The 21150-nt window shown below is 69.1% G+C and carries 23 protein-coding genes; 12 read left to right on the plus strand and 11 right to left on the minus strand.

The window, feature by feature from the left end; genetic code table 11:
• Positions 1–133: 133 nt before the first annotated feature.
• The 9 genes from ubiE (at position 134) to AC1G9C_RS22680 (ending at position 5996) form a co-directional block, all read left to right on the plus strand.
• Complete coding sequence (ubiE, locus tag AC1G9C_RS22640) at positions 134–904, plus strand: bifunctional demethylmenaquinone methyltransferase/2-methoxy-6-polyprenyl-1,4-benzoquinol methylase UbiE (RefSeq protein ID WP_021444113.1); 771 nt, start codon at positions 134–136, stop codon at positions 902–904.
• Positions 904–1521 (plus strand): ubiquinone biosynthesis accessory factor UbiJ, encoded by a 618-nt coding sequence (locus tag AC1G9C_RS22645; RefSeq protein ID WP_021444114.1) that lies wholly within the window; start codon positions 904–906, stop codon positions 1519–1521. Before ubiE ends, AC1G9C_RS22645 begins: the two co-directional genes overlap by 1 nt.
• Positions 1518–3101: a ubiquinone biosynthesis regulatory protein kinase UbiB gene (ubiB, locus tag AC1G9C_RS22650; protein ID WP_397495827.1), complete on the plus strand. Its 1584-nt coding sequence runs from the start codon at positions 1518–1520 to the stop codon at positions 3099–3101. The genes AC1G9C_RS22645 and ubiB overlap by 4 nt, the downstream gene beginning before the upstream one ends.
• 73 nt (positions 3102–3174) lie before the next feature.
• Positions 3175–3576 (plus strand): phosphoribosyl-AMP cyclohydrolase, encoded by a 402-nt coding sequence (gene hisI / locus AC1G9C_RS22655; protein WP_122109234.1) that lies wholly within the window; start codon positions 3175–3177, stop codon positions 3574–3576.
• Positions 3569–3901: a phosphoribosyl-ATP diphosphatase gene (locus tag AC1G9C_RS22660; protein ID WP_021441806.1), complete on the plus strand. Its 333-nt coding sequence runs from the start codon at positions 3569–3571 to the stop codon at positions 3899–3901. The genes hisI and AC1G9C_RS22660 overlap by 8 nt, the downstream gene beginning before the upstream one ends.
• 27 nt (positions 3902–3928) lie before the next feature.
• Entirely contained in the window at positions 3929–4162 is a 234-nt protein-coding gene (gene tatA, locus AC1G9C_RS22665; RefSeq protein ID WP_011920744.1) for a twin-arginine translocase TatA/TatE family subunit, read from the plus strand.
• A gap of 3 nt (positions 4163–4165) precedes the next feature.
• A complete protein-coding gene (gene tatB, locus AC1G9C_RS22670) occupies positions 4166–4495 on the plus strand; it encodes a Sec-independent protein translocase protein TatB (protein ID WP_021441805.1) in 330 nt (109 codons plus the stop codon).
• Positions 4492–5289 carry a twin-arginine translocase subunit TatC gene (gene tatC, locus AC1G9C_RS22675; RefSeq protein ID WP_122109235.1) on the plus strand — a complete coding sequence of 266 codons (798 nt, stop codon included), beginning with the start codon at positions 4492–4494 and terminating at the stop codon, positions 5287–5289. The genes tatB and tatC overlap by 4 nt, the downstream gene beginning before the upstream one ends.
• Positions 5286–5996, plus strand: a complete 711-nt coding sequence (locus tag AC1G9C_RS22680) for a 16S rRNA (uracil(1498)-N(3))-methyltransferase (RefSeq protein WP_021441803.1) — start codon at positions 5286–5288, stop codon at positions 5994–5996. Before tatC ends, AC1G9C_RS22680 begins: the two co-directional genes overlap by 4 nt.
• 31 nt (positions 5997–6027) lie before the next feature.
• Here the strand turns inward: AC1G9C_RS22680 and AC1G9C_RS22685 are convergent, their stop codons facing one another.
• Positions 6028–6603, minus strand: a complete 576-nt coding sequence (locus AC1G9C_RS22685; RefSeq protein WP_397495823.1) for a TetR/AcrR family transcriptional regulator — start codon at positions 6601–6603, stop codon at positions 6028–6030.
• 85 nt (positions 6604–6688) lie between these two features.
• On the opposite strand from AC1G9C_RS22685, the gene AC1G9C_RS22690 reads away from it, so the two are divergent.
• Positions 6689–7186 (plus strand): DoxX family protein, encoded by a 498-nt coding sequence (locus AC1G9C_RS22690; protein WP_480408853.1) that lies wholly within the window; start codon positions 6689–6691, stop codon positions 7184–7186.
• Here AC1G9C_RS22690 and dtd read toward each other — a convergent pair.
• Both dtd and pip read right to left on the minus strand, forming a co-directional pair.
• On the minus strand, positions 7149–7586 hold the full coding sequence (gene dtd, locus AC1G9C_RS22695; RefSeq protein WP_480408854.1) for a D-aminoacyl-tRNA deacylase: 438 nt from the start codon (positions 7584–7586) through the stop codon (positions 7149–7151). The genes AC1G9C_RS22690 and dtd overlap by 38 nt on opposite strands.
• On the minus strand, positions 7583–8554 hold the full coding sequence (gene pip / locus AC1G9C_RS22700) for a prolyl aminopeptidase (protein WP_122109238.1): 972 nt from the start codon (positions 8552–8554) through the stop codon (positions 7583–7585). The genes dtd and pip overlap by 4 nt, the downstream gene beginning before the upstream one ends.
• A gap of 81 nt (positions 8555–8635) precedes the next feature.
• On the opposite strand from pip, the gene AC1G9C_RS22705 reads away from it, so the two are divergent.
• On the plus strand, positions 8636–9073 hold the full coding sequence (locus AC1G9C_RS22705) for a hypothetical protein (protein WP_480408855.1): 438 nt from the start codon (positions 8636–8638) through the stop codon (positions 9071–9073).
• Between the two features lie 12 nt (positions 9074–9085).
• On the opposite strand, the gene AC1G9C_RS22710 is transcribed toward AC1G9C_RS22705, so the two are convergent.
• From AC1G9C_RS22710 to AC1G9C_RS22745, 8 genes are all read right to left on the minus strand, one after another.
• Positions 9086–9628, minus strand: a complete 543-nt coding sequence (locus tag AC1G9C_RS22710; protein ID WP_480408856.1) for a lipocalin family protein — start codon at positions 9626–9628, stop codon at positions 9086–9088.
• 11 nt (positions 9629–9639) lie between these two features.
• Positions 9640–9891: an outer membrane protein assembly factor BamE domain-containing protein gene (gene bamE / locus AC1G9C_RS22715; protein WP_021441796.1), complete on the minus strand. Its 252-nt coding sequence runs from the start codon at positions 9889–9891 to the stop codon at positions 9640–9642.
• A 70-nt stretch (positions 9892–9961) separates the two neighbouring features.
• Positions 9962–10564, minus strand: a complete 603-nt coding sequence (locus AC1G9C_RS22720) for a DUF924 family protein (protein WP_480408857.1) — start codon at positions 10562–10564, stop codon at positions 9962–9964.
• Between the two features lie 4 nt (positions 10565–10568).
• Entirely contained in the window at positions 10569–11576 is a 1008-nt protein-coding gene (locus tag AC1G9C_RS22725) for a class 1 fructose-bisphosphatase (RefSeq protein ID WP_122109241.1), read from the minus strand.
• 158 nt (positions 11577–11734) lie between these two features.
• A complete protein-coding gene (gene estP, locus AC1G9C_RS22730; protein WP_480408858.1) occupies positions 11735–13573 on the minus strand; it encodes an esterase EstP in 1839 nt (612 codons plus the stop codon).
• An 87-nt stretch (positions 13574–13660) separates the two neighbouring features.
• Positions 13661–15310, minus strand: coding sequence for a histidine kinase N-terminal 7TM domain-containing diguanylate cyclase (locus tag AC1G9C_RS22735; protein ID WP_480408859.1), 1650 nt, complete (start codon positions 15308–15310; stop codon positions 13661–13663).
• 200 nt (positions 15311–15510) lie between these two features.
• The gene (locus AC1G9C_RS22740) at positions 15511–16851 is read right to left on the minus strand and encodes a DUF3999 domain-containing protein (protein WP_457788703.1); all 1341 of its coding nucleotides are present in this window, start codon (positions 16849–16851) and stop codon (positions 15511–15513) included.
• On the minus strand, positions 16851–20501 hold the full coding sequence (locus tag AC1G9C_RS22745; protein ID WP_480408860.1) for a DUF2339 domain-containing protein: 3651 nt from the start codon (positions 20499–20501) through the stop codon (positions 16851–16853). The genes AC1G9C_RS22740 and AC1G9C_RS22745 overlap by 1 nt, the downstream gene beginning before the upstream one ends.
• A 223-nt stretch (positions 20502–20724) precedes the next feature.
• On the opposite strand from AC1G9C_RS22745, the gene AC1G9C_RS22750 reads away from it, so the two are divergent.
• Positions 20725–21120, plus strand: coding sequence for a YkgJ family cysteine cluster protein (locus AC1G9C_RS22750; protein WP_021444462.1), 396 nt, complete (start codon positions 20725–20727; stop codon positions 21118–21120).
• Positions 21121–21150: the final 30 nt, after the last annotated feature.

A 21150-nucleotide genomic window follows, 5' to 3' on the forward strand; every position in this document is an offset into this window, starting at 1 on the left:
GCGCCGCGGCGGCCGTGGCCTGCGGCATGGGGTCACATCACTCTACCAGCCCGCCGCGCGGCCGGGCACCCGGGCAAGACAAAGGCGCCGGGCGCCTTTAGAATGAGCGGCGATCTTTAGCCGGTAGAGCGATATGAGCGATCCACGCAAGGCCCAGGAGCAGGAACCCACCACCCACTTCGGTTTCCAGGACGTGCCGGAAAGCCAGAAGGCGGAAAAAGTGGCCGAGGTGTTCCACTCGGTGGCGGCCAAGTACGACCTGATGAACGACGTGCTGTCCGGCGGCCTGCATCGCCTGTGGAAGCGCTTCACCATCGAGCTTTCCGGCGTGCGCGCGGGCAACCGCGTGCTGGATATCGCCGGCGGCACCGGCGATCTGACCCGCAAGTTTTCCAGCCTGGTCGGCCCGAGCGGCCAGGTGGTGCTGGCCGACATCAACGACTCCATGCTCAAGGTCGGCCGCGACCGCCTGCTGGACAAGGGCGTGGCCGGCAACGTGGTGTTCGTCCAGGCCGATGCCGAGAAGCTGCCGTTTCCCGACAACCACTTCGACGTGGTCAGCATCGCCTTCGGCCTGCGCAACGTGACACACAAGGAAGACGCCCTGCGCTCCATGCTGCGCGTGCTCAAGCCCGGCGGGCGCCTGCTGGTGCTGGAGTTCTCCAAGCCGGGCAACCCGCTGCTGGCCAAGGCCTACGACACCTACTCGTTCAGTTTCATGCCGCTGGCCGGCAAGCTGATCAGCAACGACGCCGACAGCTACCGCTACCTCGCCGAGTCGATCCGCATGCACCCGGATCAGGAGACCCTCAAGGCGATGATGGTCGAGGCCGGCTTCGAGCGCGTCACCTACCACAACATGACCGGCGGCATCGTCGCCCTGCACCGCGGCATCAAGCCCTGATGCTGCTGAGCGGGCTGCTGGCCGGCGTCGAGGCGGGCCTCAATCGCGTCCTGCGCCTGGACGGCACCGCCCTGCCGCGCCTGCACAAGCTGGCCGGCAAGGTGATCGCCGTGCACTGCCAGAGCCCGGCGCTGGAGCTGTTCATCCTGCCCAGCGGCGACGGCCTGCAGCTGGCCGGGCAGTGGCAGGCGCCCGCCGACTGCAGCCTCACCGCCCCCGCCGCCAGCCTGGCGCGCCTGGCGCTGAGCCGCGACAAGACCGCCGTGCTGCACCGCCCGGAAGTGTCGCTGGACGGCGACAGCGCGGTGCTGCTGGAGCTGGCCGGCATCCTCCAGGACCTGGAGCTGGACTGGGAATACGAACTGTCGCGCTGGCTCGGCCCAGTCGCCAGCCCCCTGCTCGCCGGCCATCTGCGCAGCCGGGTGAACCTCGCGGCGAATGGCGCCGCCAGCCTCAAGCAGGACCTGGCCGACTACCTCGCCGAAGAATCGCGCAGCCTGGTCGGCCAGCGCGAGGCCGAGGTGCGCTTCGCCGAACTGGACCAGCTCAAGCTCGCCCTCGACCGCCTCGAGGCGCGCATCGAGCGCCTCGCCTCACGACCTAAGCCCGACGCATGAAACTACTCGCCGTTCGCCGCCTGCTGCGCATCCAGCGCGTGATCGTCCGCTACCAGCTGGACGAGCTGCTGCTGGCACTGCCGCTGCCGGTGTGGCTGCGCGCCCTGGGCTGGCTGCTGCCCTGGCGCTGGCTGCCGCGCAAGCCGCTGCAACTGTCGCGCGGCGCGCGCCTGCGCCTGGCTCTGGAAGATTTGGGGCCGATCTTTATCAAGTTCGGCCAACTGCTCTCCACCCGCCGCGACCTGCTGCCGCCGGACATCGCCGACGAGCTGGCGCGCCTGCAGGATCAGGTGCCGCCCTTCCCCGAAGCCCAGGCCATCGCCCTGATCGAAGGCCAGCTCGGCGCGCCGGTGGGCGAGCTGTTCGCCCGCTTCGACAGCCAGCCGCTGGCCTCCGCCTCGGTGGCCCAGGTGCACGCCGCGCAGCTGAAAAGCGGTGAAGAGGTGGTGGTCAAGGTGATCCGCCCGGGCTTAAGGCCGGTGATCCGCCAGGATCTGGCCTGGCTGTTCCTGCTCGCCCGCATCGCCGAGCAGGCCTCGGCCGACGCCCGCCGCCTGCGCCCGGTAGAGGTGGTCGGCGACTACGAGAAGACCATCTACGACGAACTCGACCTGCTGCGCGAAGCGGCCAATGCCAGCCAGCTCAAGCGCAACTTCGACGGCTCGCCGCTGCTCTACGTGCCACAGGTGTACTGGGACCTGTGCCGCCCGCAGGTGCTGGTGATGGAGCGTATCTACGGCATCCCGGTGACCGACCTGGCGACCCTGGCCGACCAGCGCACCGACATGAAGCTCTTGGCCGAGCGCGGCGTGGAAATCTTCTTCACCCAGGTGTTTCGCGACAGCTTCTTCCACGCCGACATGCACCCCGGCAACATCTTCGTCAGCACCCGCACGCCCTGGAGTCCGCAGTACATCGCCATCGACTGCGGCATCATCGGCAGCCTCACCGACGAGGACCAGGACTACCTGGCGCGCAACCTGATCGCCTTCTTCAAACGCGACTACCGTAAGGTGGCGCAGCTGCACATCGATTCCGGCTGGGTGCCGGCCGATACCAAGGTCAACGAATTCGAGGCGGCGATCCGCACCGTGTGCGAGCCGATCTTCGAGAGGCCGCTGAAGGAAATTTCCTTCGGGCAGCTGCTGCTGCGCCTGTTCCAGACCGCGCGGCGCTTCAACATGGAAGTGCAACCGCAGCTGGTGCTGCTGCAGAAAACCCTGCTGAATATCGAGGGCCTGGGTCGCCAGCTGTACCCGGACCTGGACCTGTGGAGCACCGCGCAGCCCTTCCTCGAACGCTGGATGCGCGAGCGGGTCAGTCCGCTGCATCTGCTGCGCAACCTGCAGCAGCAGGCCGAGCAGGTGCCGCACCTGTCGCAGATCGCCCGCGACGCCCTGGAGCGCCTGCAACAGCCGGCGCCGCAGGCAGCACAACCGACCAACGGGCAGTGGCCGCTGCGCCTGCTCGGCGCGGCGCTGATCGGCGCCGGCGCGGTGCAGGGCCTGGCGCCGCTGCTGGCGGCCTGGCCGGCCTGGTTGATGCTCGGCGGCGGGCTCTATCTGGTGCTGCGCCGATAGCCAGTCGGCCGCCGCACTGGCACACTTGGCGTATTGACGGGCCACGGCCCGGCGCAGCAGACACGGAATCCCGATGAACGATTGGCTCGACGAAATCCACTGGAACGAAGACGGCCTGGTCCCGGCCATCGCCCAGGATCACCAGAGCGGCCGCATCCTGATGATGGCCTGGATGAACCGCGAATCCCTAAGCCTGACCGTGAGTGAGCAGCGCGCCATCTACTGGTCACGTTCGCGCGGCAAGCTGTGGCGCAAGGGCGAGGAATCCGGCCACGTGCAGAAGCTGCACGAGCTGCGCCTGGACTGCGACGCCGACGTAATCGTGCTGATGGTCGAACAGCTCGGCGGCATCGCCTGCCACACCGGGCGCGAGAGCTGCTTCTACCGCGTCTATGACAACGGCGGCTGGAAAATCGTCGACGCCGTGCGCAAAGACCCGCACGCCATCTATCACGCAGGACACCGCCATGAGTGACACCCTGAGCCGCCTGGCCGAGGTGCTGGAGGCGCGCAAGGGCGCCGCCCCCGACAGCTCCTACGTCGCCAGCCTGTATCACAAGGGCCTGAACAAGATTCTCGAGAAGCTCGGCGAGGAGTCGGTGGAAACCATCCTCGCCGCCAAGGACGCCGCCGCCAGCGGCGACTGCAGCGACCTGATCTACGAAACCGCCGACCTGTGGTTCCACAGCCTGGTGGTGCTCGCCGCCCTCGGCCAGCACCCGCAGGCCGTGCTGGACGAACTGGAGCGGCGCTTCGGCCTGTCCGGCCACGCGGAAAAAGCCGCGCGACCGCAAAACTGAACAACCTCTCACAACGGAGAACGCATCATGGGATTCGGTGGCATCAGCATCTGGCAACTCCTGATCATCCTGCTCATCGTGGTCATGCTGTTCGGCACCAAGCGCCTGAAGAGCCTGGGCTCGGACCTGGGCGACGCGATCAAGGGGTTCCGCAAGTCGATGGACAACGGCGAAGCCGAGAAACCGGCGGTGGAAGAGCCCAAGGGGCAGACCATCGACGCCCAGGCGCGCAAGGTCGAAGAGCCGGCGAAGAAAGACTGAGCCATGTTCGACGTCGGTTTCAGCGAACTGCTGCTGGTGGCCCTGGTCGCCCTGGTGGTGCTCGGCCCCGAGCGCCTGCCCGGCGCGGTGCGCACGGCCGGCCTGTGGATCGGCCGGATCAAGCGCAGCTTCAGCGCGATCAAGGCGGAGGTGGAACGCGAGATCGGCGCCGACGAAATCCGCCGCCAGCTGCATAACGAGCAGATCCTCGAACTGGAGCGGGAAATGAAGGCGATGAAGCAGGAGATCCTCGACCCTGCCGCCAAGCCTGCCAGCGAGCCCGCCAAGGCCGAGCCGGCGCCCACCAGCCAGGACACCCCACGCCAGCCATGAGCCGACACCCGGACGCCGACCAGGAAATGCCCCTGGTCTCGCACCTGACCGAGCTGCGCGCGCGCCTGTTGCGCTGCGTGGTGATCATCCTGCTGATCTTCGCCGGACTGTTCTACTTCGCCCAGGACATCTACGCCCTGGTCGCCGCGCCGCTGCGCGCCTACCTGCCGGAAGGCGCGACCATGATCGCCACCGGCGTCGCCTCGCCCTTCCTCACGCCGTTCAAGCTGACCCTGATGTGCGCGCTGTTTCTCGGCATGCCGGTGATCCTGCATCAGGCCTGGGGCTTCATCGCGCCGGGGCTGTACAGCCACGAGAAGCGCATCGCCGTGCCGCTGCTGATTTCCAGCATCCTGCTGTTCTACGCCGGCATGGCCTTCGCCTACTTCGTGGTGTTCCCGATCATGTTCGGCTTCTTCGCCAGCGTGACCCCGGAGGGGGTGGCGATGATGACCGACATCGGCCAGTACCTGGACTTCGTGCTCACCCTGTTCTTCGCCTTCGGCGTGGCCTTCGAGATTCCCATCGCCACCTTCCTGGTGATCTGGGTCGGCATCGTCGACGTCGCCACCCTGCGCAAGAGCCGCCCCTATGTGATAGTCGGCTGCTTCGTGGTCGGCATGGTGCTGACCCCGCCGGACGTGTTCTCGCAGACTCTGCTAGCGGTGCCGATGTGGCTGCTGTTCGAGGCCGGCGTGCTGGCCGGCAGCCTGGTCAAGCAGCGCAGCGAAGCCCAGGCCGACGCCGAGGACGAGGCCAAGCCCGAAGACCAGCCGCCCGCACCGCTGCCGTGAACCTGCTGCTGCTGGAGGACGCCGACTTCATCGGCGCCGACCGTGCCCGCCTCACCGGCCGCCGTCTCAAGCACCTGCACGAAGTACACCGCGCCGCCGCTGGCGACCGCCTGCGCGTCGGCCGCCTCGGCGGGCAGATGGGCGAAGGCCGACTGCTGGCCCTGGACGATGAGCACGCCGAACTGCAGGTTGCCCTCACCCAGGCGCCGCCGGCCAAGCTGCCGCTGACTCTGGTGCTGGCCCTGCCCAGGCCGAAGATGCTCAAGCGCGTGCTACAGACCATTGCCGCCATGGGCGTGCCGCGCCTGGTGCTGGTCAACAGCTACCGGGTGGAAAAGAGCTTCTGGCAGACCCCCTTCCTCGAACCCGAAGCCATCCGCGAGCAACTGATCCTCGGCCTGGAGCAGGCGCGCGATACCCTGCTGCCCGAGGTGCTGATCGAAAAGCGCTTCAAGCCCTTCGTCGAGGATCGTCTGCCTCTGCTTGCCGCCGGCACGCTCGGCCTAGTCGGCCATCCCGGCGACCATCCGCCCTGCCCGCGCGCGGTTTCAGGCCCGGTGACCCTGGCCATAGGCCCGGAAGGCGGCTGGATCCCCTACGAGGTGGCGCTGCTGGGCCAGGCCGCGGGCCTGCAACCGGTGCAACTCGGCGAGCGCATCCTGCGGGTGGAGACGGCGGTACCGGCGCTGCTGGCGCGGCTGTTCTGAACCCGCGCCCGTCCCGAATGACCGCGACGGGCTAGGCGCCCCCCAATCCGGCGACGAACAACCCGGTCACCGCCTGGGCGGCGGCCTCTGCGTCCTGTCCAGGGAGCTGGTCGTCCAGCAGCAGTTGCGCCAGCCCGTGCACCAGGCTCCAGGCCGCCAGGCTGGCGGTCGCCAGGTCCTGGCCTGGCGCCACGGCCTGCACGCTGGCCCCGAGCTGGCGGTAGAGGGCTTGCGCCGCCTGCTGCAACTGCGGGTAGCGCCGTTTGTCTGCCACGCCGCCGAACATGAGGGCGAAACGCCCCGGCTGCTCCAGGGCGAAGGCCACGTAACACTGCCCCAATGCCTGCAGGCGCGACGCCGGCAGCAGCGCCATGCGCCGACTCAGTTCGGCGAACCCCTCGGCGGCCAGCGCCGCCAGCAAGGCATCGCGATCGGCAAAATGCCGATAGGGCGCGTTATGCGAAACCCCGGCCCGGCGCGCCACCTCGCGCAAGCTGATCGCAGCCGCGCCACCCTCGTCCAGCAGCTCGCCGGCCGCCGCCAGCAGAGCGCAGCGCAAATCGCCATGGTGATAGGCGCGAACGCCCTCTTCCTCACATGTTGACACCAGCAACATCTCCTCTAATATGTTGACAACGCCCACATCATGCCCGCAGCGGGCAACGGGCACCAGCTCCGCCGGAGGAACCGTCATGCTATTCGTTGCCCTGTTGCTGGTTTTCAGCCTGCTCGCCGCGGTGCCCGTGCGCCTGGGTCTCCCCGGACCGACAAGCTGGCCGACGCGAATGCGCCTGGCCCTGGCATTGGCCCTGCTGCTGATCGGCGTGGATCACTGGCTGACTCCGGCACGCTACCTGGCGATGATGCCGCCCTACCTGCCCTGGCACCTGGAGCTGGTACTGCTGACCGGCGCCTGCGAGATCGCTGGCGCACTCGGCCTGCTCTGGCCGCGCACACGCAGGCTGGCGGGGGGATTGCTGGCGCTGTACTTCGTCTGCGTGTTTCCGGCCAACCTGCACAACGCCCTGCATGGCCTGCAGGTCGACGGCCTGCCCAGCGTGCAGTGGTACTACTGGCTGCGCCTGCCGTTCCAGCCGCTGATCATCCTCTGGACGCTGTATGCCGCCGAGTGGCTGCACTGGCCGCAGCCGCTCAGCTCTCGAGGAGAAAGGTCACCGGCCCATCGTTGACCAGGTGCACCTGCATCGCGGCGCCGAAGCGGCCGCTGGCGACCTGCGCATGCTGCGCCCGCGCCTGTTCGAGCAGCAGCTCGAATAGGGCCTGGCCCTGAGCCGGCGCTGCGGCGCTGGAGAAACTCGGGCGCAGGCCGCTCTTGGTGTCGGCGGCCAGGGTGAACTGCGACACCAGCAGCAGGCCGCCCTGCACGTCCGTCAGCGACAGGTTCATCTTGCCGGCCTCGTCGCCGAACACCCGGTAGTTGAGCAGTTTGTGCAACAGCTTGGCGACGCTGCCGGCATCGTCCTGCGGCTCGACGCCGACCAGCGCCAGCAGGCCCCGGTCGATGGCGCCGACCACCTCGCCCGCCACTTCCACCCGCGCGGCGCTGACGCGCTGGATCAGCGCCTTCATGCTTCGTCCGGGGCGAGGTCGAGCAGGCGCCGGGCCATCTGCTCGGCGGCGCGCACCAGGGCGTCGGTGATGCCCGGCTCGGCCGCCGAGTGGCCGGCGTCGCGGATGATCTGCAGCTCGCTGTTGGGCCAGGCCTGGTGCAGCGCCCAGGCGTTGTCCAGCGGGCAGATGGCGTCGTAGCGACCGTGCACGATGATGCCCGGCAGGTGGGCGATCTTCGGCATGTCGCGCAGCAGCTGATCGGGCTCGAGGAAGGCCTGGTTGACGAAGTAATGGCACTCGATGCGGGCGATCGACAGCGCGCGGTGGGCCTCGCTGAAGCGCTCGACCACCTGCGGGTTGGGGCGCAGGGTAGCGGTGCGCCCCTCCCAGGTAGACCAGGCCTTGGCCGCGTGCATCTGGGCGATCTGGTCGGCGCCGGTGAGGCGCTTGTAGAAGGCCTGCATCAGGTCGCCGCGCTCCTCCGCCGGGATCGGCGCGAGGTAGTCCTCCCAGTAGTCGGGGAACAGGCGGCTGGCGCCCTCCTGATAGAACCAGTGGAACTCCTGCGGCCGGCACAGGAAGATGCCGCGCAGGATCAGCCCGTGCACCCGCTGCGGATGCGCCTGGGCGTAGGCCAGCGCCAGGGTCGAGCCCCAGGAGCCGCCGAACAGCACGAACTTGTCTATCCCCAGGTGCTCGCGGATACGTTCGATATCGCCGATCAGCGCCTGGGTGCTGTTGCCCTCCAGGCTCGCGTGCGGCGTCGAGCGGCCGCAGCCGCGCTGGTCGAAGGTGACGATGCGGTAGTGGTTGGGATCGAAGTAGCGGCGGCTGGCAGCATCGCAACCGGCGCCGGGCCCGCCATGGATGAACAGCACCGGCAACCCGTCCGCCGACCCGCTCTCGTCCACGTAGAGGACATGAGGCGGCTCGACCGCCAGCTCGTGGCGGGCGTAGGGTTTGATCTCCGGATACAAAGTCTGCATGGTGGGGCTCCTGGCTCGATGGGCTACAACTGCCGTGTTCCGCTCTGCCGGGCATCATAACCATGAAAAAGGAGTTTCAGCATGCCGATACGCGTTCCGACCTGGCCCCTGGCGCTGTTTTTCGCCCTGCTGCTGGGCGGTTGTGGCGGCAAGGACGACCCGCAGGCGGCGCTGGAAGCGGCCGTGCAGCAGTTGCAGGACAATATCGAAGCCAAGGACACCGGCGCGGTGATGGCGCAGCTGCACCCCGACTTCCTCGCCCGCCAGGAACTGGACCGCGAGTGGGCCAAGCGCACCATGACCCTGCTGTTCCTGCGCCACAAGAACATCCAGGTGATCGCCCTGGGCAAGAACAGCTGGATCGATGCCGCGATCGTCAGCAAGGGTCATACCCAGGCCCAGCTCGGCCTGAGCGGCGCCGAGGGTTTGATCCCCGACAGCGCGCGGCACTATGCGGTGCAGCTGGAATGGTGGCTCGAAGATGACCAATGGAGGCTGGCGCGGCTGGACTGGGAGTAGCCCGGCAGGCCCCTAGTCGGCCTGGCGCCAGATCAGCTCGGCGGTGTCGTAACCCTGCTCGCGCGCTACGGCGAGCAGCTTGTCGCGGGTGGCGGCGTCCACTTGCGGGGTGCGCGACAGCAGCCAGAGGTAGTCGCGCTCGGGATGACCGACCAGCGCGACGCGGTAGTCGTCATCGCGGTACAGCACCCAGTAGTCGCCCTGGATCGGCAGCAGCTTGCTGGCCCAGTTGTCGAAGCGCACCCAGAGCTTGTCGGTACGGCCCTCGACCTGCGCTTCGGCAACGCCCCGAACCTCCTGCCACTCGCCGTCGTCGTCACGGCAGCGGTTGGTCACCTCGATACGGCCGTCGTCACGCAGGCGGTAATGCGCCTCGGACTGCACGCAATTGCGCTGGAAGAACATCGGCAGCCGCGCCAGCTCGTACCAGGTGCCCTGGTAGCGCTGCAGGTCGACCTGCATGGTTTGCGGCGGCTCCGGAGGAATGTGGCCGGTGCCCGAGTTGGCACAACCGACGAGCGCGAGCAGCGCGCTGGCAAGCATGATCGAACGCATGCTGACTCCCTTTACTTGAGGCCCTTGCCGGAGAACATCAGCACCTTGTCGCCGGCGTACTGCACGCTGATGAAGCTCTTGTCGTCGCCCCAGGTGCAGCTGGACATGCCCAGGGCACCGGCGCACTCGCCCGGAGCGCCGAGCAGGCTTTCCACCTCGTCCTTGCTCATGCCGGCCTTGAGCTTGGCGTAGTTTTCCTGGTTGACCTTGCTGCAGGCGGCCAGCAGGCAGCAGGCGAGCAGCGCGACGACACGCATCGACATGGATGAAACTCCTGAAGGAAATGGACGCGACAAGCTTGGCATAGCAGGCCGCAACGTGCCCGCTTGGAGTTCAGAAACGTGAGCCGGGTTCCCGCAGGAAAGCCTGCTCTTCGTCGCTCGAAACGCGGCCGAGGATGAGGTTGCGATGGGGGAAGCGGCCGAAGCGGGCGATTACCCGCCGATGGCGCTCGGCGAAGTCGAGAAAGTCGGCGAACAGGCTGCGCTCGTCCGCAGCCGCCTGCTCGTGCAAGCCGCGAAACAGCTCGACGGCGCGATCCTGCAGGGCCAGGTCCTCGGCATGTTCGAAGACGATATAGGCGAAGACCCGCTCGATAAGCGTCAACTGGCGATCCAGGCCCTGTTCAAGCCCTTGCTGCAGCAGCGCCCGGGCCAGCGGGTCACCGGCGAAGGCGCGCGGGGTGTCGCGGAAGATCATCCGCGGCAGCTGGTCGAGCAGGATCAGCCTGGCCAGCCAGCCCGGCGCCGTGGCCTGCCAGCCCTGCAGCTCGCCGGCCAGGGCCTGTTCGACCAGCGCGGCGAAGCGCTCGCGGGCCTCTTCGTCCTGGCTGTCACGCTTGCCGAACCACAGCCCCTGGCGCACCGCCGCGACCTCGCCGGCGCTGCCGGGGGCGGCGCCGAACCACCAGTCGAGCAATGGCTGCCAGGGCTGCACGGGATCAGCCGCGGTGGTAGGCGGTGACGCGCAGCACTTCTTCCTTCGAGCCGAGGAACACCGCCACGCGCTGGTGCAGGGATTCCGGCTGGATGTCGAGGATGCGCTGGGTGCCGTTGGTGGCAGCGCCGCCGGCCTGCTCGATGATCATCGACATCGGGTTGGCCTCGTACATCAGGCGCAGCTTGCCGGGCTTTTCCGGCTCGCGGGCGTCGCGCGGGTACATGAACACGCCGCCGCGGGTGAGGATGCGGTGCACGTCGGCCACCATCGAGGCGATCCAGCGCATGTTGTAGTTCTTGCCCAGCGGCCCGGTCTCGCCGGCCAGCAGCTCGGACACGTAACGCTGCACCGGGGCTTCCCAGTGGCGCTGGTTGGACATGTTGATGGCGAACTCCTTGGTCGCCTCCGGCACCCGGATGTTGTCGTGGGTGAGCACGAAGGAGCCCAGCTCGCGGTCCAGGGTGAAGCCCTTGACGCCGTCGCCCAGGGTCAGCATCAGCATGGTCTGCGGGCCGTAGATGGCGTAGCCGGCGGCCACCTGCTGGGTGCCAGGCTGGAGGAAGGCATCCTCGCCGAGGTCGCCGGTGTCGCCGTTGCGATCCGGGCAGCGCAGCACCGAGAAGATGGTGCCGACCGAGACGTTGACATCGATGTTGCTGGAGCCGTCCAGCGGGTCGAACACCAGCAGGTAGGCGCCCTTGGGGTACTTGCCGGGAATCTGGTAGGCGTTGTCCATTTCCTCGGAGGCCATGCCGGCCAGGTGGCCGCCCCACTCGTTGGCTTCCAGGAGGATCTCGTTGGACAGCACGTCGAGCTTCTTCTGCACCTCGCCCTGCACGTTCTCGCTGTCGAGGCTACCCAACACGCCGCCGAGGGCGCCCTTGGACACCTGATGGCTGATCGCCTTGCAGGCACGCGCCACGACTTCGATGAGGAAACGCAGATCGGCCGGGGTGTTGTGGCTGCGAGTCTGCTCGATCAGGTAGCGGCTCAGGGTGACGCGGGACATGGACGGCTCCGGAAAGGAAAAAAATCGCGCGCAGTTTAACCCGTTCGCGGCGCGGCCGCCTCCCCGCGGCCGCGGCGAAAGCCGAGAAACTGACGGAACGTGCAGCTGGCCATCTGCCCGCGCGCGCCGCCGGCGCGCGCGGGCAGCGGCGGGAGCGACTAGAGGTCCAGCGACAGCGCCAGGTTCAGGCCGTGCTGGACTTCGTCGTCGGCATGCCGGTAGCTGTAGCTGCCGCGCAACGACAGGCCATTGCCCAGGCTGTGGCTGACGCCCAGGTGACCGCGCAGGCTGCGATCGTCCGGCTGATAACCGGGCAGCTCGAAGTCGATCCCCGGCAGACTGTTGAGGCTCATGCGCACCTCGCTGGCGTCGTCCTCGTATTCGCGCTCCATGGCCAACTCGCCGAACAGGCGGGTCTGCGGCGTCAGGTCGTACAGCCCCTGGAAGCCGAAGCCGAGGCGCCGGGACTTGCGCTCCTGGTCGTCATAACTCAGTGCCGTGGAGCGCTGGCCGTCCTCGGCATAGCCGTCCACGTCGATATGCACGTAGTCGGCGCTGACGAAGGGGCTCAGGTGCCACTGGCTGCCCGGCTGGGCGATGTCGTAGCCGAAACGACCGCTGAAGGCCCAGAGTTGGCCGTCGGTATCGCCCTTCTCCGAGTTGGTAGACGGCCCGATGGCGAACTGGCGCTTGAGGTCATGGTAATCCAGGTGACCGGCGCTGGCGGCCAGATCGCCCCACCAGCGGTTGTGCTGGTACTGGGCGAACGCGGTGCCGATGTAGCTGCGCAGGTCGTAGTCGGAATCCGCCGCGCCGGCCTCCAGGCTCTGCTGGTAGAGCCCGGCCGCCAGCCCCAGGCGCCAGGCCTCGTCGAGGCGGTAGCTGGCGCCGAAGTTGAGGCTGTAGCCGTTGCCATCGGCATCGCCGCCGTGCAGGTCGTAATCCAAGCGCTGGCCGCCGCCGTTGACGAAGGTGCGCCACTGGCCGACGCCTTGCCAGGCCTCCCAGTCGGCCAACCACTGGGCGCGCAGCTGATCCTGATGACCGCGCAGGGTGCCCAGGGCCATCTCCGGCAGCAGGGTCAGCTCCCAGGGCGCGGCGAGCAGCGAATAGGCGTAGTCGGCGATCAGCCGCTGGCCAGCGATGGTCGGGTGCACGCTGTCGTTGAACAGCAGCTTGGTCGGATCGGGATTGCTGCCGTTGAGGCCATAGATCGGGTTGGGATTGCTGCAACCGTCGAAGCAGGTGCCGATCACCGTGTCGCGATCGGCGACCAGGCCGTAACGCCCCGGATCGCTGAGGATCTCGGCGAGATTGAGCGGGATGTTCAGCGGAATCACGTTGGCATCTACCGTGGCCAGCTGCAGCACCAGCTCGTCGTTGAAGTCGGCGCCGAGCGAGGTCACCAGATCCTGCAGGCCGCCGCCGAAGAAGTTCGGCGTCAGGCCGATGTCCGGCAGCAACCAGACCATGATGTAGCGCGCCCCGGCCTGCTGCAGCGTTTCCACGCTGTCGACCAGACGCCCCGCGGCAGCCTGGGCGCTGGCGGTGTCGACCACGCGGAACTGGAGGAAGTCGTTGCCGCCGCCGGTCAGGTAGTACAGCGCGTTGGGGTCGGCACGCCCGCCGGTGGAGGCCAGATAACCGCCGGGGCCGCTGATGGTGCCGAGAATCTCGTCGGTGCGGTAACCGCCGACCGCCCAGTTGTTGCCGCCCTCGGCCGAGTTGGCCGGGCCGAGGCCGCCGAGACCGAGCGCATCGCCCAGCAGCATGGGCGCCACTGGGCCGAAGATTTCGCCGCTGCCATCCTGATAAGTCGGCCCGACGCGGTTGGTGAAACGGGTGGTGGCGCCCGCGGGGCCATCGGGGTCGGCGAACCAGCCGGCGTCGCTGAGGCTGTCGCCGAACACATGGAAAGCGCTGTAGGGTGCGGCACAAAGCGGGGTGGCACTGGCCAGCAGGCAGGCGGCCGCCAGCGGGGTTAGAAGGCGTTTCATGGCGAGTCCTTATTGTTGTTGGTATGAACTGCCCAGCAAATGTAGCGACTGTTGCGGCGAAAAACACCTATCCGGCGGCGATTGCACTCAGCCGGTGGCGGCCAGCTGTACCCGGTTGCGGCCGTTGCGCTTGGCCGTGTAGAGCGCCACGTCGGCGGCCTGCAGCAGGCCATCGAGCCCTTCGCCATGGTTCGGCCACAGGGCGATGCCGGCGGACAGGGTCACCGGCAGCGCGCCGATGCGCGTCGGTTGACCGATCTGCGCCAGTTGCGCGCGCAGCGACTCCATCCGGCTGGTCGCGGCCGCCGCATCCAGCCCCGGCAGAATCAGCAGAAACTCCTCGCCGCCGATGCGGAACACCGCGTCGGTGCTGCGCAGGTTGTCCAGCAGGTGCTGGGCCACCGACTTGAGCACGTCGTCGCCGACCAGGTGGCCGCATTCGTCGTTGAGCCGCTTGAAGTGGTCGAGGTCGATCAGCGCCACGGCCAGCGGCACCTGCTCGCGCTGGGCGCGGGACAGTTCGCGGGCGAAGAACTCGTCCAGGTAGCGACGGTTGTACAGCCCGGTGAGCGGATCGCACAGGGCCTGCTCGCGCAACTGCTCGTGCAGGCTGCTGATGGTGCGCAGGCGCTCCTCGCTAAGGGCCAGGGCCTCGGCCAGCTTGAGTTCGCTGAGCTGGCGCTGGGTGACGTCGCGCACGTAGAGCATATGGCCGAGCAGCACCGGGCCGTGGCGGGTGGCGCGCTCGATGGCGCGCACGCGCACCTCGTAGTAGCGCGCCGCACTGGTCAGGGTCAGCGGCAAGCTCGGGTCGGCGCCGGCCTGTTCATCGAGCAGCTGCTGCAGGTCGGCGCCGAACACCGGCCAGTCGCCCAGCTCACGGCCCTGCCAGCCCTGCTGCAGGCCGGCCAGCTTGAGCGCCGCCGGATTGGCCTCGATCACCCGCCCACGCGGGTCGACCACCAGCACCGGGTCGAGCAGCGCCTCGAGCAGCAGGTGACGGGCCACCGGCAGCAGGTCGAACAGGCGCACGCCGACGATCAGCCAAGAGAAAGCCCCCAGGGTGAAGGCGAAGCTGAAGGGCGTGGGATCGAAGCCGAACAGGGTCCAGCCGAACACCACGTAGCCGACGTTGGCCACCCAGGGCACCGCGGTGACCAGCACGAACGCCAGGTAGTGACGGCGGTGCAGCCCCTGGCTGAGCGCCGCGGCGCGGGTCACCACGCCCATGCAGAAGGCCATGAACAGGTAGACGTAGACCGCCGTGGCGTAGAACAGCGGCCCGTGCTGATAGCGCACCGGCGCCCCCGGACTGGCGTCGATCGGCGCGCTGCCGGCGCCGTAGAACAGGCCGTGCCAGGGATTGCTCAGGGCCAGGGCCCAGACCAGCAGCGGCACCAGGCTGAGGCCGAGGATGCTGCTGCGCGCCAGCGGCGTGCGCATGCTGTTGACGTACTGCCAGAGGAACACCGCCCAGAAGGTCGGCGTGGAGACGATGCCCGGCCAGGCCATGCTGGCCCAGAACATCTTGCATTCGGCGGCGAAAAAGCTCATTTCCAGCGCCGCGGCGGCCATCCACCAGAGGCTGGCCAGGTGCAGCAGGATAAAGCTGTCGCGTCCGGGAAAGTCGCGCTGGCGGGTCACCCAGTGCGCCAGCAGGATCACCCCGAAGCACACCAGCAGGGTCATCAGCACCGGCGGCGACAGGCTCCAGGCAGAGGCCAGGCAGGCCTGCATCAGCACCTTCTCCACAGCGGCTGCAGCGGGGAAACGAACGCCTCGCCGCGCGTTGGGGCGACGGCATACGACAACGGGGCGATGACGCGAATCGAAATACGCAAGGGCCTTCCTGACCTCAACTCCTGGTTCGGCGCAGGGCGCCTAAGATACTGCAAAACCCCTGCTGCAACAGGGGTTTGTTCGCTCCGCACGCACTCTCAGGCGTTTGGCGGACGACGCAGCAGGCTGGCGGCCATCGCTGCCAGCAACCCAACTCCCAGCAGCAGTACAGCCCAAAGTCCGAAGCGCTGCCAGTCGCGTGGCGGCTCGCCGCTCGCCGGCTGCACCTGGCTGGCCAGCTCGCCCAGCTCGGCACGTCCCAATCCGGCCAGACGCTCGGGCTTGTAGCCGGGGATCAGGCTGGCCAGCGGCAGCGCCGCCGACTGCGCGCCGGCGTGGCCCAGCGCCAGCCGGTACGGCGGCTCGCCGCGGGCGAGGAACACCAGCTGGGTCGCGCGCAGCGCCAGCTGCAAACGTGGCGCCGCTTCGCCCAGGCCGCCGCCGCGGGCATCCAGGTGCAGGCGTAACTGCTGCACCGGCCAGCCCGGCAGCGCCAGCTCCTCGTGACGCACCTCGCGGCCGTTCTCCGGCAGGCGGTAGAGCAGGCCGCTGACCAGCGGGCGCCAGGGCCCCTGCTCGCTCGCGCGCGCCTCGAAGCGCAGCGGCGCCAGGGTATTGGCCTGCTCCAGCGGCAGGCGCAGACGCTCCAGCGGCAGGGCCAGCGGCAGCTGCCACTGGTACTGACCGTCGCCAGCGCGCTGCGCCGGCAGCGGCTCGGACCACACCAGCGGCGCCGGCTGATGGTCCTGCCGGCGGCTGCGCAGGGTCACCGCCTCCAGCTGCGGCGCCTGCTGCGGGCTGCGCCAGAGCAGGCGCAGGTAGCGAGCGCGCTGGCCCGGCAGCTCGACCTGGCGCTGGTCGATGCGCTCGGCGGCGAAACTCAGCCGCGCCAGCTGCCCCTCGCCCCAGTCGCGCCAGTGCTGCAGGTCGTCGCTGGCCTCGATGGCGAAGCGCTGAAAGCCCTCCTCGCCGCCGCTCCAGTCAAGGGTCAGGCGCACCAATGGGGCGTCGATGGCGCTGGCGTCGAGCAGCCAGCCGCGCAGTTGCTGGTCCGGTTCGGCAGCGGACTCGCCGCGCAGCTCGATCAGGGTGCCCGTGGTGCTGCGCTCGACCCGCAGCGCCGGCGCCTGCGCGGCATCGGCCCGGCCGTGCAGGGGGAACCAGCGCACGCCGTGTTCCTGCTCGTGCTCCAGGGTCTCGCTGCGCCCGGGAATCAGCGCATAGGCCTGCGCCTGGCCGCCGGCGTCGAACACCCGCAGGTCGCGCAGGTCGCCGTGGCGCGCGGCCAGGTGCGCGGCGATGGGCAGCTCGAGGCGATACCAGGGGCCCTCGCCGGACAGCTGCAGCGGCAGCGTCTGGCGGAAGTCCTGCGGGCGCTCGGCGGCCTGTACGGCGCCGCCCAGCAGCAGGGCCAGCAGTAGAAACGGACGGATGCGCATCAGGCGGCGGGCTCCTTGTGGGCCGAGGGTGGTTGCTCGTTGCTGGAAGGTGGTTCGGCCTGGCGCGGCGGCAAGGGGGCGAAATAGCCCACCACCAGCAGCAGCACGCCGACGCCGATAAAGGACACGATGCGCTCCAGGCCGCCGCGGTTGCCCAGCTCGACGAACAGCAGCTTGGCCACCACCACGGCGATCAGCGCCGCGCCGACCAGCCACAGTTCGCGGCGTACCCGCAGGTGACCGAAGAGCATCAGCGCCAGGGCGATCAGGGTCCAGACGATGGACAGCCCGGCCTGCACCAGCATCGAATCCAGCAGCGCCGCGCTGTGCCAGGGCACGCCGCCCCAGTGGTGGGCGCTACGCATCACCATCACCGTCAGCAGGGCGAACAGCGACAGCCCCGCCACGCCCTGGGTCAGCTGCAGCGCCCGCGCAGGCTCCAGGCCGAGACGCGGCAGGGCGAAGCGGCCCCAGGCGAACAGGGCGCCCAGGCCCAGCAGCAGCCCCAGCTCCAGCGGATTGAGCAGCGGCAGGTAGGCCAGCGGCTCGGCGTCGCCGGCGCTGAGCGCGTTGGCCAGCCAGAACCAGGCCAGCATCAGCAGCGCCAGCGGTGCGGCGGCCAGCAGGCGGTAGTCGCGGGCATGCGCCGACAGCGGCCAGGGCCAGCTGCGCGGCAGCGCCATCGCCCACAGGTAGGCGGTGGGCAGCAGCGCCCAGCCCAGCCAGCGCCAGGCGTTGTAGTGCTCGGACAGGCTCAGCAGCAGGTAGCGCAGCTCCAGCGCCAGCACCCCGAGCAGCAGCCAGCAGCCGAGCACGTGCGCCGCGCTCGCCGCCCGGCTTGGCAACAGGGCGCCGAGCCGGCGCAGGACGAGGAAATGCACGGCGAACAGAGCCAACCAGGCCAGCCAGGCGAAGTTCGCCGCCGGGTGATACCAGCCGTGCCAGGCGTGCAGCAGGATCAACCCGCCCAGCGGCGCCAGCAGGCTGCACAGCAGCGCCAGCTCGCGCCACTGGCTGCGCGCGGCGACCAGCCCCCAGAGGGCCACGCTGAGGGTTGCGGCACCGAGCAACAGGGCCGTCTGCAACGCCGGGGCGGCGAAGCGCAGCACCTCGCTGGCCAGCGCCAGGGCCCACCAGGCCGCGCCCCAGACCAGCAGCAGCTGGCCCAGGCGCAGCAGGCTGACGCCGTTCATGCCGCCGGCACCCTCGCGCCGCGCCAGGGCCTGCAGGCGCCAGGCGCCGACCTGCGCGGCCAGGCCGAGCACCGCCGGCGTCCAGAAGCCGGTATGCGCCAGCGGCGTCAGCCCCGCGCCGCTCAGCCCCGCCAGCAGCAGCGGCCCGGCGGCGAGAAAGGCCAGGCCGGCGAACAGCTGCAACGCCAGGCTGAAGTAGAAGGCCACGCGCTGCTGCAGGTACAGCGCCAGCCAGAGGATCAGCAGGCCCGTACCGCCCCACACCGCCGCGGCGGCGACCCAGGGCAAGACGAACAGCACCGCCAGGTTGACGAATGCCAGCCCCGCCAGCAGCACCAGCGACAGCCCGGTCAGCAGCCGGCGGCTGGCGCGTATCTGCGGATCGCGCGCCGCCAGCAGCATGCCGGCGATCAGGCCGAAGCCGAGCAGCGAGGCGGCCAGCAGACCCAGCCAGCCGGCGGCGAAACCGCCGCGACCGAAGGCCGCATCCAGCGCCATCTGGCCGACAAACAGCAGACCGCCCAGCAGTTGAATGGCGAAGGCGCTGAACACGAAGCTGCGCGCACCGATACGCAGCCCCACCAGCAGGGTGGCCAGCCCCGCCAGCGCCCAGGCGATGGCCGTACCCGGCGCGGCCAGCAGCAGCGGCGCGATCAGGTAGACGGAGGCCAGCCCGACAACGCCCAGCCAGGGCAGCAGGCGGTTTTCCCAAGGGCTGGCGGCCTGCGGTGCCCGGCGCAGCTGCCAGTAGCTGAACAGCAACGCCGCAGCCAGCATCAAAGCGCCCAGCGGCGAGCCGTCCAGCAGGCGGCCGTAACCGGCATCCAGGCCATGGAGGAAGGCCAGCGCCGCGCCGAGTTGCAGCAGCAGGGCGAAGGCGCGGGCCAGCGGCCGCCCCTGGCGCAGCCCCAGCCAGAAGATGCCGGCGCCCTCCACCGCCCAGGCCGCGGAGGTCCAGCGCGCGTCCAGGCCCAGGGGAATGGCCAGGCTGGCGAACACCACACCGAGTGCCAGGCAGGTCTCCACCAGTAGCAGCGCGCGATGCCCGGCACGCGCCTTGAGCAGGTGCGCCAGCAGCAGGTAGAACAGACCGAGGCCGAGGGCGCTGAACGCGGCGGCGAACTCGATATGGCGCACCAGCGCCAACTGCAGGCCGAAGCCGATCAGCGGCGGGCCGAACAGCGCGGTGGCGTCGACATAGTCGCCGCGTCGCGCCGACCAGTGCAGCAGCGCGTCGCGCTCCTCGGGGGCGTCGCTCGCCTCGCGCAGCTTGCGCCGGGCGAACAGCAGGCCGATGGCCAAGTACATCAAAAAGAACAGGACCAGGAACGGCTGGGTGCTCCACAACAGCTCCGGCGTGTAGGAGCGCAGCCCCCAGGCGAAACCGATGCCGAAGGTGCCGACGAAGCCGATCAGGTTGAGCAGGCGCCAGGCCTTGAACCAGGCGATGACGAAGATGCCGGCATTGAGCAGAGCGAAATAGGAGAACAGCGCGACATGGTTGCCGCTGCCGGTGGAGGTCAGGATAGGCGCGGCGAAACCGCCCAGCGCCGCCGCGGCGGCCAGGCCGAGGGCATTCTGCCGCACGGCGAGAATCGCCGAGCACAACGTCACCGCCACCAGCAGCCCCAGCGCCATGCCGGAGTCGAGCAGCGGATGCAGGCGCATGGCGGCGAATACCGTCAGGTACAGCACGGCGATGCCGGTGCCCTGCAGCACCAGGGCGTAGCCGGGATTGCGCAGGCGCAGCCACCAGCCCAGGCCGAGCAGGGCCAGCGCGCTGGCCGCCACGCCCATGTAGCGCAGCTCGACCGGTACCTCGACGCCTTCGGTGGCGTAGCGCAGGAGGAAGGCCAGGCCGAGGAACAGCAGCACCACACCGACCCGCAATACGGTGTTGCCACCCAGCAGCCAGGCCTTGGCGGCGGCGAAGCCACGTTCGAGCAGGTTGGGCTCACGCGGCTCGCGGGGTTTCCAGGGGCCAGCCTGGGGCGCCGATGGCGGCTCCTGGGCGACCTGCGCGGCTACGGGCGCTGGCGCTTCGGCGGGTTGTGGCGGCGGCGCTTCGATTTCCGGCTCCAGCGTCCAGTCCAGCTCCGCCTCTGGCGCCTGCTCGGTGGTGGCGGCCTCGGCCACAACCGGCTCGAGCGGCGGTTCGGGCTTGAGCTCGGCCGCGACGGGTGAGGCCTGCTCGGCCGGTGGCGGCATCTGCGGTTCGCCCCGCTCGCCCTGCTCCACCCTGAGCAGGCGCTCGTGGATGGCGCTGGTGCCGCGCTCGAAGCGTTCGGCGAAGTCCTTGAGCTGGGCGGCCAGTTGCCCGTTGCGCTGCTCCAGCCCGTGCAGGCGCAGCGCCTGGCCCAGACTCAGGCCGAGCAGGCCGCCGAGAATGGCGCCGGTGACGGATTCGCTGACCCCAGCGCCGAGTACCAAGCCGACCAGCATGAAGATCCATTGCATGCAGTGTGTCCCGCTCCGATAAGGAAGTCGCCTCGCATCCCTGGCAGGCCGAGGTGCGCCCAGTATAGGAGGCACGCTCGCCAACACCCAGGGAGACGACTGCCACAGCGGTCACAGGCACAACGCAAAGTAGCCAACTGCCAGCCGGTGCTTCACAAACGCGGCGCGCCCGCTATCATCGCCGCCCCCAACCCGCGCGGCGCAGACCGCCCATGACCCGACCATGATGAAGCCCCGCCTGATCGCCGCCGCCGAACTCGACCGCCTGGAAACCTGGGCCAAATACAGCAGCGACATGTGCCACAGCTGCATGTCCAGCTGCTGCACCCTGCCCGTGGAAGTACGCCTGAACGACCTGATCCGCCTGGAGCTGGTGGACGAGTTCGAGCGCAGCGAGCCGCCGAAGAACATCGCCAAGCGCCTGCAGAAGGACGGGGTGGTCGAGCGCTTCAACCAGAAGTCGGGCATCTTCACCCTGACCCGCATGTCCAACAACGACTGCCTGTTCCTCGATCGCAAGACGCGCCTGTGCACCGTCTACGACAAGCGCCCGGACACCTGCCGCCATCATCCCAAGGTCGGCCCGCGGCCGGGGTATTGCGCTTACAAACCGAAGTAGGCCGGGCATGCGCGGCGCGCTGCAGCGCCG

It is taken from the genome of Pseudomonas sp. ABa2 (genome assembly GCF_056676075.1).

What these genes read in the sequence shown, in the direction of transcription:
- ubiE (WP_021444113.1), top strand. Translation starts at nt 134, where the DNA reads ATGAGCGATCCACGCAAGGCCCAGGAGCAGGAACCCACCACCCACTTC.
- AC1G9C_RS22645 (WP_021444114.1), top strand. Translation starts at nt 904, where the DNA reads ATGCTGCTGAGCGGGCTGCTGGCCGGCGTCGAGGCGGGCCTCAATCGC.
- ubiB (WP_397495827.1), top strand. Translation starts at nt 1,518, where the DNA reads ATGAAACTACTCGCCGTTCGCCGCCTGCTGCGCATCCAGCGCGTGATC.
- hisI (WP_122109234.1), top strand. Translation starts at nt 3,175, where the DNA reads ATGAACGATTGGCTCGACGAAATCCACTGGAACGAAGACGGCCTGGTC.
- AC1G9C_RS22660 (WP_021441806.1), top strand. Translation starts at nt 3,569, where the DNA reads ATGAGTGACACCCTGAGCCGCCTGGCCGAGGTGCTGGAGGCGCGCAAG.
- tatA (WP_011920744.1), top strand. Translation starts at nt 3,929, where the DNA reads ATGGGATTCGGTGGCATCAGCATCTGGCAACTCCTGATCATCCTGCTC.
- tatB (WP_021441805.1), top strand. Translation starts at nt 4,166, where the DNA reads ATGTTCGACGTCGGTTTCAGCGAACTGCTGCTGGTGGCCCTGGTCGCC.
- tatC (WP_122109235.1), top strand. Translation starts at nt 4,492, where the DNA reads ATGAGCCGACACCCGGACGCCGACCAGGAAATGCCCCTGGTCTCGCAC.
- AC1G9C_RS22690 (WP_480408853.1), top strand. Translation starts at nt 6,689, where the DNA reads ATGCTATTCGTTGCCCTGTTGCTGGTTTTCAGCCTGCTCGCCGCGGTG.
- dtd (WP_480408854.1), bottom strand. Translation starts at nt 7,586, where the DNA reads ATGAAGGCGCTGATCCAGCGCGTCAGCGCCGCGCGGGTGGAAGTGGCG.
- pip (WP_122109238.1), bottom strand. Translation starts at nt 8,554, where the DNA reads ATGCAGACTTTGTATCCGGAGATCAAACCCTACGCCCGCCACGAGCTG.
- AC1G9C_RS22705 (WP_480408855.1), top strand. Translation starts at nt 8,636, where the DNA reads ATGCCGATACGCGTTCCGACCTGGCCCCTGGCGCTGTTTTTCGCCCTG.
- AC1G9C_RS22710 (WP_480408856.1), bottom strand. Translation starts at nt 9,628, where the DNA reads ATGCGTTCGATCATGCTTGCCAGCGCGCTGCTCGCGCTCGTCGGTTGT.
- bamE (WP_021441796.1), bottom strand. Translation starts at nt 9,891, where the DNA reads ATGTCGATGCGTGTCGTCGCGCTGCTCGCCTGCTGCCTGCTGGCCGCC.
- AC1G9C_RS22725 (WP_122109241.1), bottom strand. Translation starts at nt 11,576, where the DNA reads ATGTCCCGCGTCACCCTGAGCCGCTACCTGATCGAGCAGACTCGCAGC.
- estP (WP_480408858.1), bottom strand. Translation starts at nt 13,573, where the DNA reads ATGAAACGCCTTCTAACCCCGCTGGCGGCCGCCTGCCTGCTGGCCAGT.
- AC1G9C_RS22735 (WP_480408859.1), bottom strand. Translation starts at nt 15,310, where the DNA reads ATGCAGGCCTGCCTGGCCTCTGCCTGGAGCCTGTCGCCGCCGGTGCTG.
- AC1G9C_RS22740 (WP_457788703.1), bottom strand. Translation starts at nt 16,851, where the DNA reads ATGCGCATCCGTCCGTTTCTACTGCTGGCCCTGCTGCTGGGCGGCGCC.
- AC1G9C_RS22745 (WP_480408860.1), bottom strand. Translation starts at nt 20,501, where the DNA reads ATGCAATGGATCTTCATGCTGGTCGGCTTGGTACTCGGCGCTGGGGTC.
- AC1G9C_RS22750 (WP_021444462.1), top strand. Translation starts at nt 20,725, where the DNA reads ATGATGAAGCCCCGCCTGATCGCCGCCGCCGAACTCGACCGCCTGGAA.